The organism is Bacillus sp. FSL R5-0576 (genome assembly GCF_038004765.1).
Lineage (GTDB): Bacteria > Bacillota > Bacilli > Bacillales > Bacillaceae > Bacillus > Bacillus subtilis.
The window spans coordinates 3,215,730-3,231,609 of the sequence record NZ_JBBORU010000001.1 but is presented as its reverse complement, the minus strand read 5'-3'; the positions used below and the strand labels follow the sequence as shown (position 1 = coordinate 3,231,609).

13 protein-coding genes and 1 pseudogene are annotated in these 15,880 nt (G+C 46.0%); 12 read left to right on the top strand and 2 right to left on the bottom strand.

What is annotated here, in order from left to right; all coding sequences use genetic code 11:
• Positions 1-106: 106 nt before the first annotated feature.
• The 5 genes from ganS (at position 107) to ganB (ending at position 6,974) form a co-directional block, all read left to right on the top strand.
• Positions 107-1,372 carry an arabinogalactan oligomer ABC transporter substrate-binding protein GanS gene (ganS, locus tag NX903_RS16650; protein WP_086344340.1) on the top strand — a complete coding sequence of 422 codons (1,266 nt, stop codon included), beginning with the start codon at positions 107-109 and terminating at the stop codon, positions 1,370-1,372.
• Between the two features lie 39 nt (positions 1,373-1,411).
• Positions 1,412-2,668, top strand: a complete 1,257-nt coding sequence (gene ganP / locus NX903_RS16645; RefSeq protein WP_029946017.1) for an arabinogalactan oligomer ABC transporter permease GanP — start codon at positions 1,412-1,414, stop codon at positions 2,666-2,668.
• Positions 2,669-2,671: 3 nt separating this feature from the next.
• Positions 2,672-3,523, top strand: coding sequence for an arabinogalactan oligomer ABC transporter permease GanQ (gene ganQ / locus NX903_RS16640; protein ID WP_014478026.1), 852 nt, complete (start codon positions 2,672-2,674; stop codon positions 3,521-3,523).
• 18 nt (positions 3,524-3,541) lie between these two features.
• Entirely contained in the window at positions 3,542-5,605 is a 2,064-nt protein-coding gene (gene ganA, locus NX903_RS16635; RefSeq protein WP_086344339.1) for a beta-galactosidase GanA, read from the top strand.
• A gap of 79 nt (positions 5,606-5,684) precedes the next feature.
• Complete coding sequence (gene ganB, locus NX903_RS16630) at positions 5,685-6,974, top strand: arabinogalactan endo-beta-1,4-galactanase (RefSeq protein ID WP_086344338.1); 1,290 nt, start codon at positions 5,685-5,687, stop codon at positions 6,972-6,974.
• A gap of 53 nt (positions 6,975-7,027) precedes the next feature.
• Here the strand turns inward: ganB and rsbP are convergent, their stop codons facing one another.
• The gene (gene rsbP / locus NX903_RS16625; RefSeq protein WP_086344337.1) at positions 7,028-8,239 is read right to left on the bottom strand and encodes a phosphoserine phosphatase RsbP; all 1,212 of its coding nucleotides are present in this window, start codon (positions 8,237-8,239) and stop codon (positions 7,028-7,030) included.
• 35 nt (positions 8,240-8,274) lie between these two features.
• The gene (gene rsbQ / locus NX903_RS16620; protein WP_086344336.1) at positions 8,275-9,084 is read right to left on the bottom strand and encodes a sigma factor SigB/phosphatase RsbP regulator RsbQ; all 810 of its coding nucleotides are present in this window, start codon (positions 9,082-9,084) and stop codon (positions 8,275-8,277) included.
• Between the two features lie 284 nt (positions 9,085-9,368).
• Here rsbQ and NX903_RS16615 point away from each other — a divergent pair, with 284 nt between their 5' ends.
• The 7 genes and pseudogenes from NX903_RS16615 to lutC all read left to right on the top strand — a co-directional run bounded on the left by NX903_RS16615 (position 9,369) and on the right by lutC (position 15,829).
• A complete protein-coding gene (locus NX903_RS16615) occupies positions 9,369-10,274 on the top strand; it encodes an ABC transporter ATP-binding protein (RefSeq protein ID WP_086344335.1) in 906 nt (301 codons plus the stop codon).
• Positions 10,275-11,013: pseudogene (locus NX903_RS16610) on the top strand (ABC transporter permease). It begins immediately after the preceding gene.
• A 3-nt stretch (positions 11,014-11,016) separates the two neighbouring features.
• The gene (gene yvfT, locus NX903_RS16605) at positions 11,017-12,132 is read left to right on the top strand and encodes a two-component system sensor histidine kinase YvfT (RefSeq protein ID WP_029318384.1); all 1,116 of its coding nucleotides are present in this window, start codon (positions 11,017-11,019) and stop codon (positions 12,130-12,132) included.
• A gap of 16 nt (positions 12,133-12,148) precedes the next feature.
• Complete coding sequence (gene yvfU, locus NX903_RS16600; protein WP_015251201.1) at positions 12,149-12,751, top strand: two-component system response regulator YvfU; 603 nt, start codon at positions 12,149-12,151, stop codon at positions 12,749-12,751.
• A 173-nt stretch (positions 12,752-12,924) separates the two neighbouring features.
• On the top strand, positions 12,925-13,641 hold the full coding sequence (gene lutA, locus NX903_RS16595) for a lactate utilization iron-sulfur protein LutA (RefSeq protein ID WP_024573483.1): 717 nt from the start codon (positions 12,925-12,927) through the stop codon (positions 13,639-13,641).
• A 26-nt stretch (positions 13,642-13,667) separates the two neighbouring features.
• On the top strand, positions 13,668-15,107 hold the full coding sequence (lutB, locus tag NX903_RS16590) for a lactate utilization iron-sulfur protein LutB (RefSeq protein ID WP_086344334.1): 1,440 nt from the start codon (positions 13,668-13,670) through the stop codon (positions 15,105-15,107).
• On the top strand, positions 15,107-15,829 hold the full coding sequence (gene lutC, locus NX903_RS16585) for a lactate utilization protein LutC (protein WP_086344333.1): 723 nt from the start codon (positions 15,107-15,109) through the stop codon (positions 15,827-15,829). The genes lutB and lutC overlap by 1 nt, the downstream gene beginning before the upstream one ends.
• The last annotated feature ends 51 nt before the right edge of the window (positions 15,830-15,880 follow it).

Genomic DNA, 15,880 nt, shown 5'->3' with positions numbered 1-15,880 from the left:
GGTAAAAAAATTTACTCTATGAAGTAAATAGTTTGTTTACACATTTTCTCAGGCGTGCTATATTATCTTTAAAGCGCTTTCATTCCTACCGAAAGGGTGACAATCAATGAAAATGGCAAAAAAGTGTTCCGTATTCATGCTCTGCGCAGCTGTCAGTTTATCCTTGGCGGCTTGCGGCCCAAAGGAAAGCAGCAGCGCCAAATCGAGTTCGAAAGGATCAGAGCTTGTTGTATGGGAGGATAAAGAAAAGAGCATCGGCATTAAAGCCGCCGTTGCTGCGTTTGAAAAAGAGCATGATGTGAAGGTCAAAGTCGTTGAAAAACCGTATGCCAAGCAGATTGAAGATTTGCGAATGGACGGACCGGCCGGCACAGGCCCTGACGTGTTAACAATGCCAGGAGACCAAATCGGAACCGCTGTCACGGAAGGATTACTCAAGGAATTACATGTCAAAAAAGACGTTCAATCACTTTATACTGACGCTTCCATTCAGTCTCAAATGGTAGATCAAAAGCTTTATGGACTGCCAAAAGCGGTCGAAACGACTGTCCTTTTTTACAACAAAGATCTCATCTCCGAAAAGGAATTGCCCAAAACGCTGGAAGAGTGGTACGACTATTCCAAAAAGACTGCTGACGGCAGCAAATTTGGCTTTTTAGCCCTATTCGATCAAATTTATTATGCAGAAAGTGTGATGAGCGGATATGGCGGATACATTTTTGGAAAGGCCAAAGATGGGAGCTATAACCCGTCAGACATTGGAATCAATAATGAAGGAGCTGTCAAAGGTGCGGCGCTGATTCAGAAGTTTTACAAAGATGGCTTGTTCCCGGCTGGCATTATTGGAGAACAAGGGATTAACGTATTGGAATCGCTGTTCACAGAAGGAAAAGCCGCCGCAATTATTTCTGGTCCATGGAATGTAGAAGCCTTTTCGAAAGCAGGAATCAATTATGGCATTACGAAACTGCCGAAGCTGGAAAATGGGAAAAACATGAGCTCCTTTATCGGCGTCAAAAGCTACAACGTCAGTGCATTTTCAAAGAATGCAGAGCTGGCGCAAGAATTAGCCGTTTTCCTGGCAAATGAAAAAAATTCTAAAACACGATATGAAGAGACGAAAGAAGTTCCTGCTGTGAAATCCCTAGCCAATGACCCGGCTATTATGAAAAGCGAGGCGGCACGGGCTGTTACTGAACAATCCCGTTTCTCAGAGCCAACACCAAATATTCCGGAAATGAATGAAATATGGACGCCGGCTGATTCAGCATTACAGACGGTTGCAACAGGGAAGGCGGATCCGAAACAAGCATTGGATCAAGCCGCTGAAACCGCCAAAGGACAAATTAAGGCAAAGCACAGCGGAAAATAAAGAGGAAGCTAGATTTGTATTGTAAGAGAGGTGAAAACGGTGCAGCATCGTCAAGTCGCTTTGTTGCTTTCTATCATCCCGGGGCTCGGGCAATTTTATAACAAGCAATGGATAAAAGGTATTGTCTTTCTTTTCTTAGGCGCATCGTTTTTTGCGGTCTTTGGAGATCTGCTCAATATGGGGTTTTGGGGAATCTTTACACTGGGAACAGAAGTGCCGCGGGATAATTCCGTTTTTCTGCTGGCGGAAGGAATTATTGCTGTCATCGTGACCTGCTTTGGCCTTGCGGTGTATTATGTGAATCTTCGCGATGCGTTCCAAAGCGGAAAACAACGTGATGAAAATAAGCCATTAAGTTCCTTAAAGGAACAATACCAACATATCATTTCTGAGGGCTATCCTTATGTCGTCAGCGGCCCATCTTTGTTTATTTTAATTTTCGCCGTGATCTTTCCTATCTTATTCAGCTTTGCATTAGCGTTTACAAACTATGATTTGTATCATTCTCCTCCTGCAAAATTAATTGATTGGGTCGGTTTTCAAACGTTCGCAAATATTTTCACAGTTGATATTTGGAGGTCGACTTTTTTTGATGTACTGGCTTGGACGGTGGTTTGGACACTTGCTGCATCCACACTGCAAGTCAGCTTGGGGATTTTTCTCGCGATCATTGTTAACCAGAAAGACCTTCGGTTTAAACGTTTTTTTCGGACGATTCTGATTTTGCCATGGGCCGTTCCCGGTTTTGTGACGATTTTAATTTTTGCGGGACTGTTTAATGATAGCTTCGGTGCGATGAATCACGACATCTTGGCTTTCTTTGGGATAGATCCGCTTCCGTGGATGACAGATGCCAATTGGTCGAGGCTTGCGTTGATTCTCATGCAGGGCTGGCTCGGATTTCCGTACATCTTTCTCGTCTCAACAGGCGTATTGCAATCCATCCCGGACGATCTGTATGAAGCAGCTACGATTGATGGCGCTTCTGTCTTTTCAAAGCTGAGATACATCACGCTTCCGATGGTGTTCATTGCAATGGCTCCGATTATCATTACTCAGTTTACGTTTAACTTTAATAACTTTAATATTATCTATCTATTCAATGGCGGAGGTCCGGCTGTAACCGGATCAACAGCCGGCGGGACAGATATCCTCGTTTCATGGATTTATAAATTGACAATGCAGTCAAGCCAATATTCACTTGCTGCGGCTTTAACCATTTTATTATCTGTATTTGTTATCTCCATCGCATTGTGGCAGTTCAGACAGACAAAGTCTTTTAAAGAGGAGGCATAAGGCATGCTGGCAGATATGAAGGTCAGAAAATATATCCGTCTCCTTTTCTCTTACTTGTTGCTAGCCTTTATGGCGGTCATCATTGTTTATCCTCTCCTTTGGACAGCAGGCGCAAGCTTTAACCCTGGCAACAGCTTAATCAGTACATCCATCATTCCGAAGCATCCGACATTCGACCATTACAAGGAATTATTTGCGGGCAAAGAAAGCCTTCAATATGTGCAGTGGTATGTCAACTCAATGAAGATCAGCCTGTTTACAATGGCAGGGTCTTTGCTCTGTGTGACGTTTACAGCCTATGCGTTTTCGCGCTTTCGCTTCAAAGGCAGGAAATACGCTTTAACGCTCTTTTTATTGCTGCAGATGATTCCTCAGTTTTCAGCTTTAATTGCCTTGTTTGTGCTGGCGCAAATCTTGGGAATGATCAATAGCCATTGGCTGCTAATCTTGCTTTATATCGGCGGCTTGATCCCGATGAATACGTATTTGATGAAAGGGTACATGGATTCCATTCCGATGGATTTAGACGAAAGCGCCAAGATTGACGGAGCCAGCAGCACCAGAATTTTCTTCCAGATCATTCTGCCATTATCAAAACCGATGGCGGCAGTCGTGGCCATGAACGGCTTTACCGGTCCGCTCGGAGATTTTGTGCTGTCCTCAACCATATTGAGAACGCCTGAATCATATACATTGCCCGTCGGTCTATTCAATTTAGTGAATGATGTCATGGGGGCCAGCTATACGACATTTGCGGCCGGAGCCCTGCTTATCAGCATACCGGTTGCCGTTATCTTTATCATGCTGCAAAAGAATTTTGTATCCGGATTAACCGCAGGCGGAACGAAGGGCTAAGAGAACAAGGAGGAGAATGTGATGTCAAAGCTTGAAAAAACGCACGTAACAGAAGCGAAATTTATGCTCCATGGGGGAGACTACAACCCCGATCAGTGGCTGAATCGGCCCGATATTTTAGCTGACGATATCAAACTGATGAAGCTTTCTCATACGAATACGTTTTCTGTCGGCATTTTTGCATGGAGCGCACTTGAGCCGGAGGAGGGCATATATCAATTTGAATGGCTGGATGATATTTTTGAGCGGATTCACAGTATAGGCGGTCGGGTCATATTAGCAACGCCGAGCGGAGCCCGTCCGGCCTGGCTGTCGCAAACCTATCCGGAAGTTTTGCGCGTCAATGCCTCCCGCGTCAAACAGCTGCACGGCGGAAGGCACAACCACTGCCTCACATCTAAAGTCTACCGAGAAAAAACACGGCACATCAACCGCTTATTAGCAGAACGATACGGACATCACCCGGCGCTGTTAATGTGGCACATTTCAAACGAATACGGGGGAGATTGCCACTGTGATCTATGCCAGCATGCTTTCCGGGAGTGGCTGAAATCGAAATATGACAACAGCCTCAAGACATTGAACCAGGCGTGGTGGACTCCTTTTTGGAGCCATACGTTCAATGACTGGTCACAAATTGAAAGCCCTTCGCCGATCGGTGAAAATGGCTTGCATGGCCTGAATTTAGATTGGCGCCGGTTCGTCACCGATCAAACGATTTCGTTTTATAAAAATGAAATCATTCCGCTGAAAGAATTGACGCCTGATATCCCTATCACAACGAATTTTATGGCTGACACAGCGGATTTGATCCCGTATCAGGGCCTCGACTACAGCAAATTTGCAAAGCATGTCGATGTCATCAGCTGGGACGCTTATCCTGTCTGGCACAATGACTGGGAAAGCACAGCTGATTTGGCGATGAAGGTCGGCTTTATCAATGATCTGTACCGAAGCTTGAAGCAGCAGCCTTTCTTATTAATGGAGTGTACGCCAAGCGCGGTCAATTGGCATAACGTCAACAAGGCAAAGCGCCCGGGCATGAATCTGCTGTCATCCATGCAAATGATTGCCCACGGCTCGGACAGCGTTCTCTATTTCCAATACCGCAAATCACGGGGGTCATCAGAAAAATTACACGGAGCGGTTGTGGATCATGACAATAGCCCGAAGAACCGCGTCTTTCAAGAAGTGGCCAAGGTAGGCGAGACATTGGAACGGCTGTCCGAAGTTGTCGGAACGAAGAGGCCGGCTCAAACCGCGATTTTATATGACTGGGAAAATCATTGGGCGCTCGAGGATGCTCAGGGGTTTGCGAAGGCGACAAAACGTTATCCGCAAACGCTTCAGCAGCATTACCGCACATTCTGGGAACACGATATCCCTGTCGACGTCATCACGAAAGAACAAGACTTTTCACCATATAAACTGCTGATCGTCCCGATGCTGTATTTAATCAGCGAGGACACCATTTCCCGTTTAAAAGCGTTTACGGCTGACGGCGGCACCTTAGTCATGACGTATATCAGCGGGGTTGTGAATGAGCATGACTTAACATACACAGGCGGATGGCATCCGGATCTTCAAGCTATATTTGGAGTTGAGCCTCTTGAAACGGACACCCTGTATCCGAAGGATCGAAACGCTGTCAGCTACCGCAGCCAAATATATGAAATGAAGGATTATGCAACTGTGATTGATGTAAAGACTGCTTCAGTGGAAGCGGTGTATCAAGAAGATTTTTATGCGCGCACGCCAGCGGTCACAAGCCATGAGTATCAGCAGGGCAAGGCGTATTTTATCGGCGCGCGTTTGGAGGATCAATTTCAGCGTGATTTCTATGAGGGTCTGATCACAGACCTGTCTCTTTCTCCAGTTTTTCCGGTTCGGCACGGAAAAGGCGTCTCCGTACAAGCGAGGCAGGATCAGGACAATGATTATATTTTTGTCATGAATTTCACGGAAGAAAAACAGCTGGTCACGTTTGACCAGAGTGTGAAGGACATGATGACAGGAGACATATTGTCAGGCGACCTGACGATGGAAAAGTATGAAGTGAGAATTATCGTAAACACACATTAGGCTGATGCTCCGCTCGATATGGGCGGATTCTTTTTTCTATAGAATGAAACCGCTTACTAAGTCTTGGGGGGATGAAATCATGAAAAGCAAAGTGAAAATGTTCTTTGCGGCTGCCATCGTGTGGAGTGCATGTAGTTCAACAGGATATGCCGCTGCCATTGAGAAGGAGAAGCACGTGTCAGAGCTTCGGGTAGAGGATCTTTTTGTTAAAAAAGTAGAGGGGATGAACAAGGATTTTATCAAAGGGGCAGATGTATCCAGCGTTATTGCTTTGGAAAACAGCGGTGTCACCTTTTACAATACAAGCGGAAAACGCCAGGACATCTTTACAACCTTAAAACAGGCTGGGGTCAACTATGTTCGCGTCCGCATCTGGAATCACCCGTATGATTCAAATGGCAATGGGTATGGCGGGGGAAACAATGATGTTCAAAAAGCCATCGAAATCGGAAAAAGAGCGACAGCGAACGGAATGAAGGTGCTGGCCGACTTTCACTACTCTGATTTCTGGGCCGATCCAGCGAAACAAAAGGTGCCCAAAGCCTGGGTGAATCTCAGCTTTGAAGCAAAAAAAGCAAAGCTCTATGAGTATACGAAACAAAGCCTGCAAAAGATGATCAAGGAAGGCGTTGACATCGGCATGGTTCAGGTCGGAAATGAAACAACAGGAGGATTTGCCGGTGAGACTGATTGGACGAAGATGTGCCAATTATTTAATGAAGGAAGCCGAGCGGTCAGGGAGACAAATTCAAATATTTTGGTCGCCCTGCATTTTACCAATCCAGAAACGGCTGGAAGGTATCCATTTATTGCGGAAACACTCAGCAAAAACAAAGTGGATTATGATGTGTTTGCGAGCTCCTATTATCCTTTCTGGCATGGCACATTACAAAATTTGACCTCCGTGCTGAAGGCTGTTGCCAACACGTACGGCAAAAAAGTCATGGTGGCGGAGACATCGTACACCTATACCGCTGAGGATGGCGATGGGCATGGAAATACAGCACCAAAAAGCGGGCAGACGCTGCCATATCCAATTTCTGTTCAAGGCCAGGCAACTGCAGTAAGAGATGTAATGGAGGCAGTGGCGAATACGGGCAAAGCAGGACTTGGTGTTTTCTACTGGGAGCCTGCGTGGATTCCAGTCGGGCCGAAGACACAGATAGAGAAAAACAAAGTGTTATGGGAAACATACGGGTCAGGGTGGGCGTCCAGCTATGCTGCTGAATACGACCCTGAAGACGCCGGGAAGTGGTATGGGGGAAGTGCTGTAGATAATCAAGCTTTATTTGATTTTAATGGACACCCGCTGCCTTCCTTGCAGGTGTTTCAATATGCGGAGTCAGGACATATTCCAAAGAAACGCTGAAACAAAAAAATCCATGAGATGTAACAAATCATTGTTATGTCTCATGGATCATTTTATTTTACATCAACTAATATAAAACATTCGTCATCACTCTTATGATGAGCTTCCTTTTGATGCTGCAGTGATGTAAGGATTTTCTCCTTCAGGTCAGCGATCGGCGAATCAGGATGATCCTTTAGTAAATCAAATAAATAACATGAAGCCGTAGGATCCATCACGCCATCCGTATACAGAAGCAATCTTCCGCCCTCCGTATATGAAAGGCTGCTTGACTGAAACACTAAGTCTTCAAACATCCCGATCGGAGGCGAGGTAGCGTGAAGCAGATGTTGAGTTCCGCTATCGTCCTGCCAAAGTGCCGGCGGATGCCCTGCGTTGACATAATCAATTCTTTGCCGTGCTATGTCAATCTCGAGATAAATAGCAGTGCAATAATGTCTTGCTTCCTCATCATTTTGAAACAAGCTGTGAAGGTGCCGGTCCAATTCCTTCATAACTTTAACGGGGCTGAGACCTTGCGTGATCTGGCGCTGGAACAAAGGATGAAGAGACATCGTAATCAATGCAGATGAAATTCCGTGCCCCATCACATCAAGGATAATAATGCCGTAACGGTGTTCATCGATTTGATAATATCCGTAAAGATCACCTGACAATTCACTCGATGCGTTGTAATAAGAGTCAATCTGAACCTGATCGTTTACAATCGGTTCAGTCAACGAGTTTTTCTGGATCTTTCTGGCGAGTTCAAGCTCTCTTTTGGTGTTTAATTTAAATTGTTGATTTTGTTTGTTGATCTCAAGAAGTTCTTCTTGTTTTGCTTTCAGCGTTTCCAAGGCAATTTCTAACTCCGCATTGGCTTTCTGTTTGGCAAGCAAAGCTTCCTGTGCCTCATTTCTGGCTATCAGCAGCTCATTTTCATATTCATTTCGCTTTCGCATTGGAATCAGAACACAATCAAAGACAGAAGCCCCGCTATCGTGTCTCGCAATAGCATTGATAAGGACGGGAATTTCTTCTCCATCTCTAGCTTTCAGGGAAATGTATATTTCTTCGATGTGATGCTCTAATTTCAAAAGCGGAAAAAAATAAAGCTGGCAGAAAAGCTGTGCGGGAATGGTCAACATCATATTCATGTGCTGGCCGATAACCTGCTCCGGCTCATAATCCAGAATCTTGATAAGGGTGCGGTTGGCAGCTATGATCGACCCCTCTTCTGACAAAGCGAGGAAACCGCATGGTGCATCATTCAATTGTTTGTCCATCTAAGAGGGTCACCTCTATCCCTTTCGTTCCTATATCACACGTGTGCTTTTAAATAATCGCCGATCAGCTGTATCGTCTCATCTGGATGGCTCATATGAGGGCAATGTCCGAGAGCCTCCATTTGTTTCAGACTGCTATAAGGCAGATGCTGATGCATATACTTACCTACTGTTGCAGGTGCGATGATATCATCTGCACATTGGAGAATAAGAGAGGGAACCGTTACCTTCGAAAGATCCTCTCGGTGATCAGAAAAAAACGCCGCTTTCGCGAATTGGCGGGCAATGACAGGATCAGTAGAACAAAAACGGCTTTCAAGCTCTTCCTTAATTTCAGGCCGATCTGGCTGATTCAGAACGGTTGCCGCAAATACAGTTGCCCAGCCGATATAATTTTTCTCCATCATCTCCAGCAAGCCAAGGAGCTGCTCCTCTTCAAATCCTCCGTAATACTCAGGCGGATCATTCAAATAGCAAGGAGAAGGCCCCACCATCACCAGATTGGAAAAAAGCTCCGGGCGGCGGATGGATGCAAGCATCCCAATCAAGGCCCCGACGGAGTGACCTACAAACACGGTTTCCTTCAGATCTAAAGCTTCACAAACATCAAGAACATCCTGGGCATAGCCGTCAAGTGTCTGGTAACGATTCAGGTCATATGCGCGCAAATCTGAATGTCCCGAACCGACGTAATCAAATAAAATCACACGATGATCTTCTTCAAAGGCAGGTGCCACGGCATTCCACACACTTTGATCGCATCCAAAACCAGGTGCGAACATGATAGATGCTCTGCCGCTGCCTTTCACCTTCACATGATTTCTAGACAAAATCGCTTCGTTCATGATTGGCTCCTTTCAGCCGGAAAGTAATATAAAGTTCAATAGATCTATCATAACACTCGGATGGTTTGAAGAGTGTATCTTTCTATGAATGTCACAGCAGTTTAAAAGAAAGAGGACATGGGAGATAGAAAAGATGGATGAATTGGAAGATGCAGGAGGAGGATTGCCTAGATACCGGGGTGAGTAAGAAAATGACATTTGTCACTCCATCATCATGACACCCCATACTAACATCGTCTTCTCCGTCATTTTACAATCAATGTAAACGATCAGGAGGTGCTCATGTGATGAAAGAAGCAATAACAGTAAGCAACGTGACAAAACATTTCCAGCGAAAAACCGCTGTAAACCACATCAGCTTCAGTATTGAAAAAGGAGAAATTGCAGCCATTCTCGGGCCAAATGGGGCAGGGAAGACGACCGTCATCTCTATGATATTAGGATTGCTGAAACCGAGTGAGGGAGAAATCAAACTATTTAACCGGGTTCCCGATGATCAACAGGTTCGTGAAAAAATAGGTGTAATGCTTCAGGAAGTAAGTGTCATGCCGGGCCTTAAGGTGGATGAAATCCTTGAACTCTTCCGGAGCTATTATCCGAATCCATTGTCCATGAAAGAACTCGTTTCGTTAACAGCACTCACCAAAGAAGATTTGAAAACAAGAGCAGAAAAATTATCCGGCGGACAAAAACGCCGTTTGAGCTTTGCTTTGGCTCTTGCCGGGAACCCGGAGCTGCTTATACTTGATGAACCGACAGTCGGCATGGACACTTCATCAAGACACCGATTCTGGCAGACCATTCACGGACTGTCGGACCAAGGAAAAACAATTATTTTTTCAACTCATTATTTACAGGAAGCAGACGATGCCGCACAGCGAATCCTATTTTTTACTGAAGGACAGCTTGTTGCAGACGACTCACCAATGCAAATCCGCTCAAGAATGCAAAAACAGTCTGTTTCCTTTATGCTTCATTCAAGTGAATCATTGGAAAGGCTGTCTTGTCACCCGGAAGTCGAAAGAGTGATCCACGAGCATGAGAGAACCATCATCCAGACATCAAATACAGACAAAGTGTTGGCGCTGATCTTTCAAGAAAACATCCCAGCACGAGATATTCGAATTGAGCAAGCGACGCTCGATGAGGCATTTCGCCAGCTGGCTGACGGCAACAGGGAGGCGATGTGAGTGAACATGCTGCAAAAGCAAAGCATCGCTGAAATGAAAAGGGTGCTTAGGAACAAGTACTTTGTGCTTTGGTCTCTGATCATGCCGATTGCCTTTTATTATTTCTTTACAAATGTAGTGAATACCAACGTCCCTGATCAACGTGCATGGGAAGCCCATTACCTGATGTCGATGACAGTCTTCAGCGTGATGGGTTCCTCTATCATGACGCTTGGCATCCGAATGGTACAAGAACGGTCACAAGGCTGGGCCGCCTTTATCCGCCTTACGCCTCTTCAGGATCATATCTATTTATCAGCTCAGATGATCGGCCAAAGTGTCATTCACGTTTTATCGATTACCGTCATATTTCTGTTCGGCGCAGTCATCAATGATATTGCCTTGTCACCGTTTGAATGGATGATGAGCGGACTGTGGATTTTGTTTGGCGCATTGCCTTTTTTTAGCATTAGGCACACTAATCGGCCTCATGAGAAAAGTAGAAACAGCGGCCGGAATCAGTAATGTGCTTTATATGCTGCTGGCTTTAGGCGGAGGGATGTGGATACCGTTTGAGGTCATGCCTGACATGATGCAGAGCATTGGCCAGTGGCTTCCGTCTTATCATTTCGGGAGCGGAGCGTGGGAACTTGTCCGGGGTGGGAGTCCGACTTGGAAAAATATTCTGATATTAATCGCTTATATGATGCTCTTCATGCTACTATCTAAATATATAAGAAGAAAACAAGAAGCGGTGTAATACATGAAAAAGGCAATATCTATTTTCCCGAAGGAATTCGGGTTTTTCCCTTATATCTTTCTGGTGTATACGATTATGCCGTTCCTCTCTTTATTGAAAGAATCAGGGGTCAAACAGGGGATCGGATATGGCATGCTGCTCCTTTTTGTAGCGGCATATCGCCAGTTATTCTGCAGCGTGGGCAAAGCTTCGTTTACATATTGGCTTATCGTGCAAATGGCGGTTATTTTGATGTATAGTGTGTTTTACAATATCACCTATATATACTTAGGTTTTTTCCCGGCAAACTTTGTTGGCTATTTCAAAGAGAAAACGAATTTTAACCGTGCGTTCTGCGCTTTAATCTTTATACTGCTTTTTCCATGCCTATACCAATTTATCGCGAATTCGGTCTCGCTCCGGGAGCTTTTTTCTGTTCTCCCGTTTCTCGTCATTATGCTCATTTCTCCATTCGGCATTCGTTCTATGTTTCGGAGAATTGAGCTTGAAAATAAGCTTGCACAAGCCAACGAACAGATAAAAGAACTCTCTAAAAGAGAGGAGCGTGTTCGAATCGCCCGTGATCTTCACGATACTCTTGGCCACACCCTGTCGCTGCTTACATTAAAAAGCCAGCTCATTCAGCGGCTGGCTGCATCTGATCCAGAACGGACCAAGCTTGAGGCAAAAGAAATGGAAACCAGCTCACGATCCGCACTCAAGCAAGTTCGAGAGCTGGTTTCTGATATGAGGACGGTCACGATAACAGAGGAGCTCGTAAACATTCAGCACATATTAAGAGCGGGGAACATTACCTTTCAATACGAAGGAGCCGACGACTTTTCAGCGATATCTCCCGTCACTCAAAATATTATCAGTATGTGTATGCGGGAAGCCGTGACTAACATTATCAAGCACAGCAAAGCAACCCACTGTGCCATCACCATTTCTCAGTTTGCTGACAAAATGAGGATCGTGATACGGGATGACGGAAAGGGAGCGCCAAAGGAGAAAATGTTTGGGAATGGCCTGCGGGGAATGGAAGAACGGCTCATGCTCATTGAAGGGGGATTAACGGTTTCAGATCATAACGGAACGGTTGTGGCACTGACGATTCCGCTTATTAAAAAAGCAGAATGATTGGAGGACGAAAAGAATGATTCGTCTGTTTATTGCTGAGGACCAGCGAATGCTTTTAGGCGCTTTGGGATCTTTGCTTGATTTAGAAGAGGATATGACAGTCATCGGACAAGCATTAAACGGGGAAGAGGCGCTACATGCTATTTTGAAGCTGGAGCCGGATGTATGCATTATGGACATTGAAATGCCGGTTCGAAGCGGGCTGGATGTGGCAGAGGAATTAATGAAAAAAGGCTGCGTCAGCAAGGTCATTATTTTAACCACCTTTGCTCGCCCCGGATATTTTGAACGCGCCGTAAAGGCCGGTGCACATGGCTATCTGCTGAAAGACGGCGAAATTGACGATCTGGCCGATGCCATTCGAAAATGTGTAAAGGGAAAACGTGTCTTCAGCCCTGAGCTGACGTTTAATATGATGCGAGACGAAAATCCGCTAACCGTTAGAGAGCAAGAAATTCTGAGGCTTGCGGCTTTAGGCAAGACAACAAAAGACATTACGCTGGAGCTCTATTTATCTCAAGGCACAGTTCGAAACTATATCTCAGAAATCATCCAAAAGCTTAATGCGAAAAATCGGACAGAAGCCGCCAGCATCGCTGAGGAAAAGGGCTGGATTTAACCATATACTGCACTCCTGGGAGATCGGGAGTGTTTTTATATGCCACAAATGAAAATATCCCTAGAAAACCCTTCCCTTCCATTGTCAGAATAGTGTACGATATTCATATAGTTATTTTAACTCAGGTCATCAGATGACCTGATCATATATTGGGGATGAGAGAGGGGTTCATCATGAAAGTCTCACTTTTTGTCACTTGTCTTGTTGATATGTTTCAAACAAATGTCGGAAAAGCAACGGTTGAGCTGCTGGAGCGGCTTGGGTGTGAGGTTGATTTTCCGGAAGGGCAGATTTGCTGCGGGCAGCCGGCTTACAACAGCGGCTATGTAAATGACGCCAAAAAAGCAATGAAACGGATGATCGAAACGTTTCAGGATTCTGAATATGTTGTCAGTCCTTCCGGTTCCTGCACAACGATGTTCCGGGAGTATCCGCACCTGTTTCAGGATGATCCGAAATGGGCCGATAAAGCGCAAAAGCTGGCGGATAAAACGTATGAACTGACAGATTTTATTGTGAACGTACTTGGAGTAGAGGATGTCGGCGCGACCCTTCATACAAAAGCGACCTTACATACGTCGTGCCATATGACAAGGCTGCTGGGTGTTCGGGAGGAGCCGATGAAGCTGTTGAGCCATGTGAAGGGCCTGCAGTTTACAGAGCTTCCGGGCAAACATAACTGCTGCGGATTCGGAGGAACGTTCTCCGTCAAGATGGCGCAGATTTCTGAGCAGATGGTCGATGAAAAAGTCGAATGTGTGGAGGAAACGGGAGCAGAGGTGCTGATCGGTGCTGACTGCGGCTGTTTGATGAATATCGGGGGACGGCTTGGCCGAAAAGATAAGAATGTCAAAGTGATGCACATCGCCGAAGTGCTCAACAGCAGATAAAACTGGATTCAGAGGGGGAAAGGATCATGGCGATGAAAATCGGTACTGACGCTTTTAAAGAGCGGGTATCACAGGGGATTGATAATGAATTTATGAGAGGTGCTGTTTCGGGTGCACAGGAGCGTCTGCGGACGCGGCGCCTAGAGGCAGCAGAAGAACTGGGAAACTGGGAGGAGTGGCGCTCATTATCAGAGGAAATCAGGCAGCATGTCCTTGAAAACCTTGATTTCTATCTCGGACAGCTTGCCGATAATGTGGCGAAAAGAGGCGGACATGTCTATTTTGCGGAAACAGCGGAAGAGGCGTCTTCCTATATTCGTGATGTCATTCAAAAGAAGAACGGGAAGAAAATCGTAAAATCAAAATCAATGGTTACAGAGGAAATCAATCTGAATGAGGTGCTGGAGAAGGAAGGCTGTGAAGTCGTAGAAACCGATCTCGGCGAGTATATTTTGCAGATTGATGATCACGATCCGCCGTCACATATCGTAGCGCCCGCCCTTCATAAAAATAAAGAGCAGATACGCGATGTGTTTAAAGAAAGGCTGGACTATCAACATACAGAAAAACCGGAAGAGCTGGTGATGCATGCGCGCGCCATTCTCCGGAAAAAGTTTCTGGAAGCGGATATCGGCATTACCGGCTGTAACTTCGCCATCGCTGACACGGGTTCTGTCAGCCTTGTGACCAATGAAGGAAATGGACGGCTTGTGAGCACCTTGCCGAAAACACAAATTACCGTCATGGGAATGGAGCGGATTGTCCCGTCATTTTCTGAATTTGAAGTGCTAGTCAGCATGCTGACAAGAAGTGCTGTCGGACAGCGGCTGACAAGTTATATTACAGCTTTGACGGGTCCGAAGCTGGAAGGTGAGGTGGACGGTCCGGAAGAATTCCATCTTGTCATCGTTGATAATGGACGATCCAATATCCTTGGAACGGAATTCCAGTCTGTGCTGCAATGTATCCGCTGTGCCGCCTGTATCAATGTCTGTCCTGTGTACCGCCATGTCGGCGGACATTCATACGGCTCAATCTACTCGGGGCCGATCGGAGCGGTTTTATCGCCGTTGCTCGGCGGTTATGATGATTATAAGGAGCTGCCGTACGCGTCTTCACTGTGCGCTGCTTGTTCAGAAGCCTGCCCGGTCAAAATCCCGCTTCATGAGCTGCTACTCAAGCATCGTCAGAATATCGTCGAAAAAGAAGGCAGAGCGCCGATCAGTGAAAAGCTTGCAATGAAAGCATTCGGACTTGGCGCATCCTCCTTATCGCTTTACAAAATGGGCTCAAAATGGGCGCCGGCCGCCATGACGCCTTTTACAGAGGACGAAAAAATTTCGAAAGGGCCCGGCCCGCTTAAAAATTGGACACAGATCCGTGACTTCCCGGCACCGCATAAATCGAGATTCAGAGACTGGTTTGCGGACAGAGAAACAAGTGAACGCACGAAGGAGGAGCAGTGATGACGAAGGGAACCATTCAGAATCAAGAGAGCTTTTTAAATCGAATCGCATCCAGCCTGGGCCGTGAAAGAAGAACAGGAGGCGTGGCAGTCCCTGAATGGGCGCATCAGCCGCAATATAAAACACTTGAAGGTTATTCAGCGGATGACTTAGTCACAGTGCTCAAAAACCATTGTGTCAAAATCCATACAGAGCTGATTGAAACGGATTCAACCGGCCTTTATGATGCCCTGCGCGAGCAAGTCAGCGGCTTTTCCGGAGGCCCTGTCATCATTCCGAAGGACCCCCGCTTTGAAGAATACGGACTGAAAAGCCTGCTCACCAAGGACTGGCCGAGTGAAGGAACGCCGGTCTGGGAGTGGGATGCTGACAAAGGCGAGGAAAATATCAAAAAAGCGGAGCAAGCCAATGTAGGGATTACATTCAGCGAAATTACATTGGCTGAGTCGGGGACGGTTGTCCTCTTCTCCTCAAAAGACATCGGCCGATCTGTCAGCCTTCTGCCGACGACTTATATTGCGATCGTGCCGAAATCAAGCATTGTACCGAGAATGACACAAGCCAGTGATATCATCCGCCAAAACATTGCGGACGGTGTCACTGTTCCTTCATGTATCAACTACATTACCGGACCGAGCAACTCAGCAGACATTGAAATGGATTTAGTTGTGGGAGTGCACGGACCTGTAAAGGCAGCATATATTCTCGTCTCTGACCGCTGAACTCAGGAAGCCCGGCAGGCATATGCCGGGCTTTTTGCTTGAAAAAACTTC

Excerpts from the sequence above, each read along its gene's own strand:
- yvfT (WP_029318384.1), top strand. The coding sequence starts at position 11,017 with ATGAAAAAGGCAATATCTATTTTCCCGAAGGAATTCGGGTTTTTCCCT.
- yvfU (WP_015251201.1), top strand. The coding sequence starts at position 12,149 with ATGATTCGTCTGTTTATTGCTGAGGACCAGCGAATGCTTTTAGGCGCT.
- rsbP (WP_086344337.1), bottom strand. The coding sequence starts at position 8,239 with ATGGACAAACAATTGAATGATGCACCATGCGGTTTCCTCGCTTTGTCA.
- lutB (WP_086344334.1), top strand. The coding sequence starts at position 13,668 with ATGGCGATGAAAATCGGTACTGACGCTTTTAAAGAGCGGGTATCACAG.
- ganS (WP_086344340.1), top strand. The coding sequence starts at position 107 with ATGAAAATGGCAAAAAAGTGTTCCGTATTCATGCTCTGCGCAGCTGTC.
- ganQ (WP_014478026.1), top strand. The coding sequence starts at position 2,672 with ATGCTGGCAGATATGAAGGTCAGAAAATATATCCGTCTCCTTTTCTCT.
- lutC (WP_086344333.1), top strand. The coding sequence starts at position 15,107 with ATGACGAAGGGAACCATTCAGAATCAAGAGAGCTTTTTAAATCGAATC.
- lutA (WP_024573483.1), top strand. The coding sequence starts at position 12,925 with ATGAAAGTCTCACTTTTTGTCACTTGTCTTGTTGATATGTTTCAAACA.
- rsbQ (WP_086344336.1), bottom strand. The coding sequence starts at position 9,084 with ATGAACGAAGCGATTTTGTCTAGAAATCATGTGAAGGTGAAAGGCAGC.
- ganB (WP_086344338.1), top strand. The coding sequence starts at position 5,685 with ATGAAAAGCAAAGTGAAAATGTTCTTTGCGGCTGCCATCGTGTGGAGT.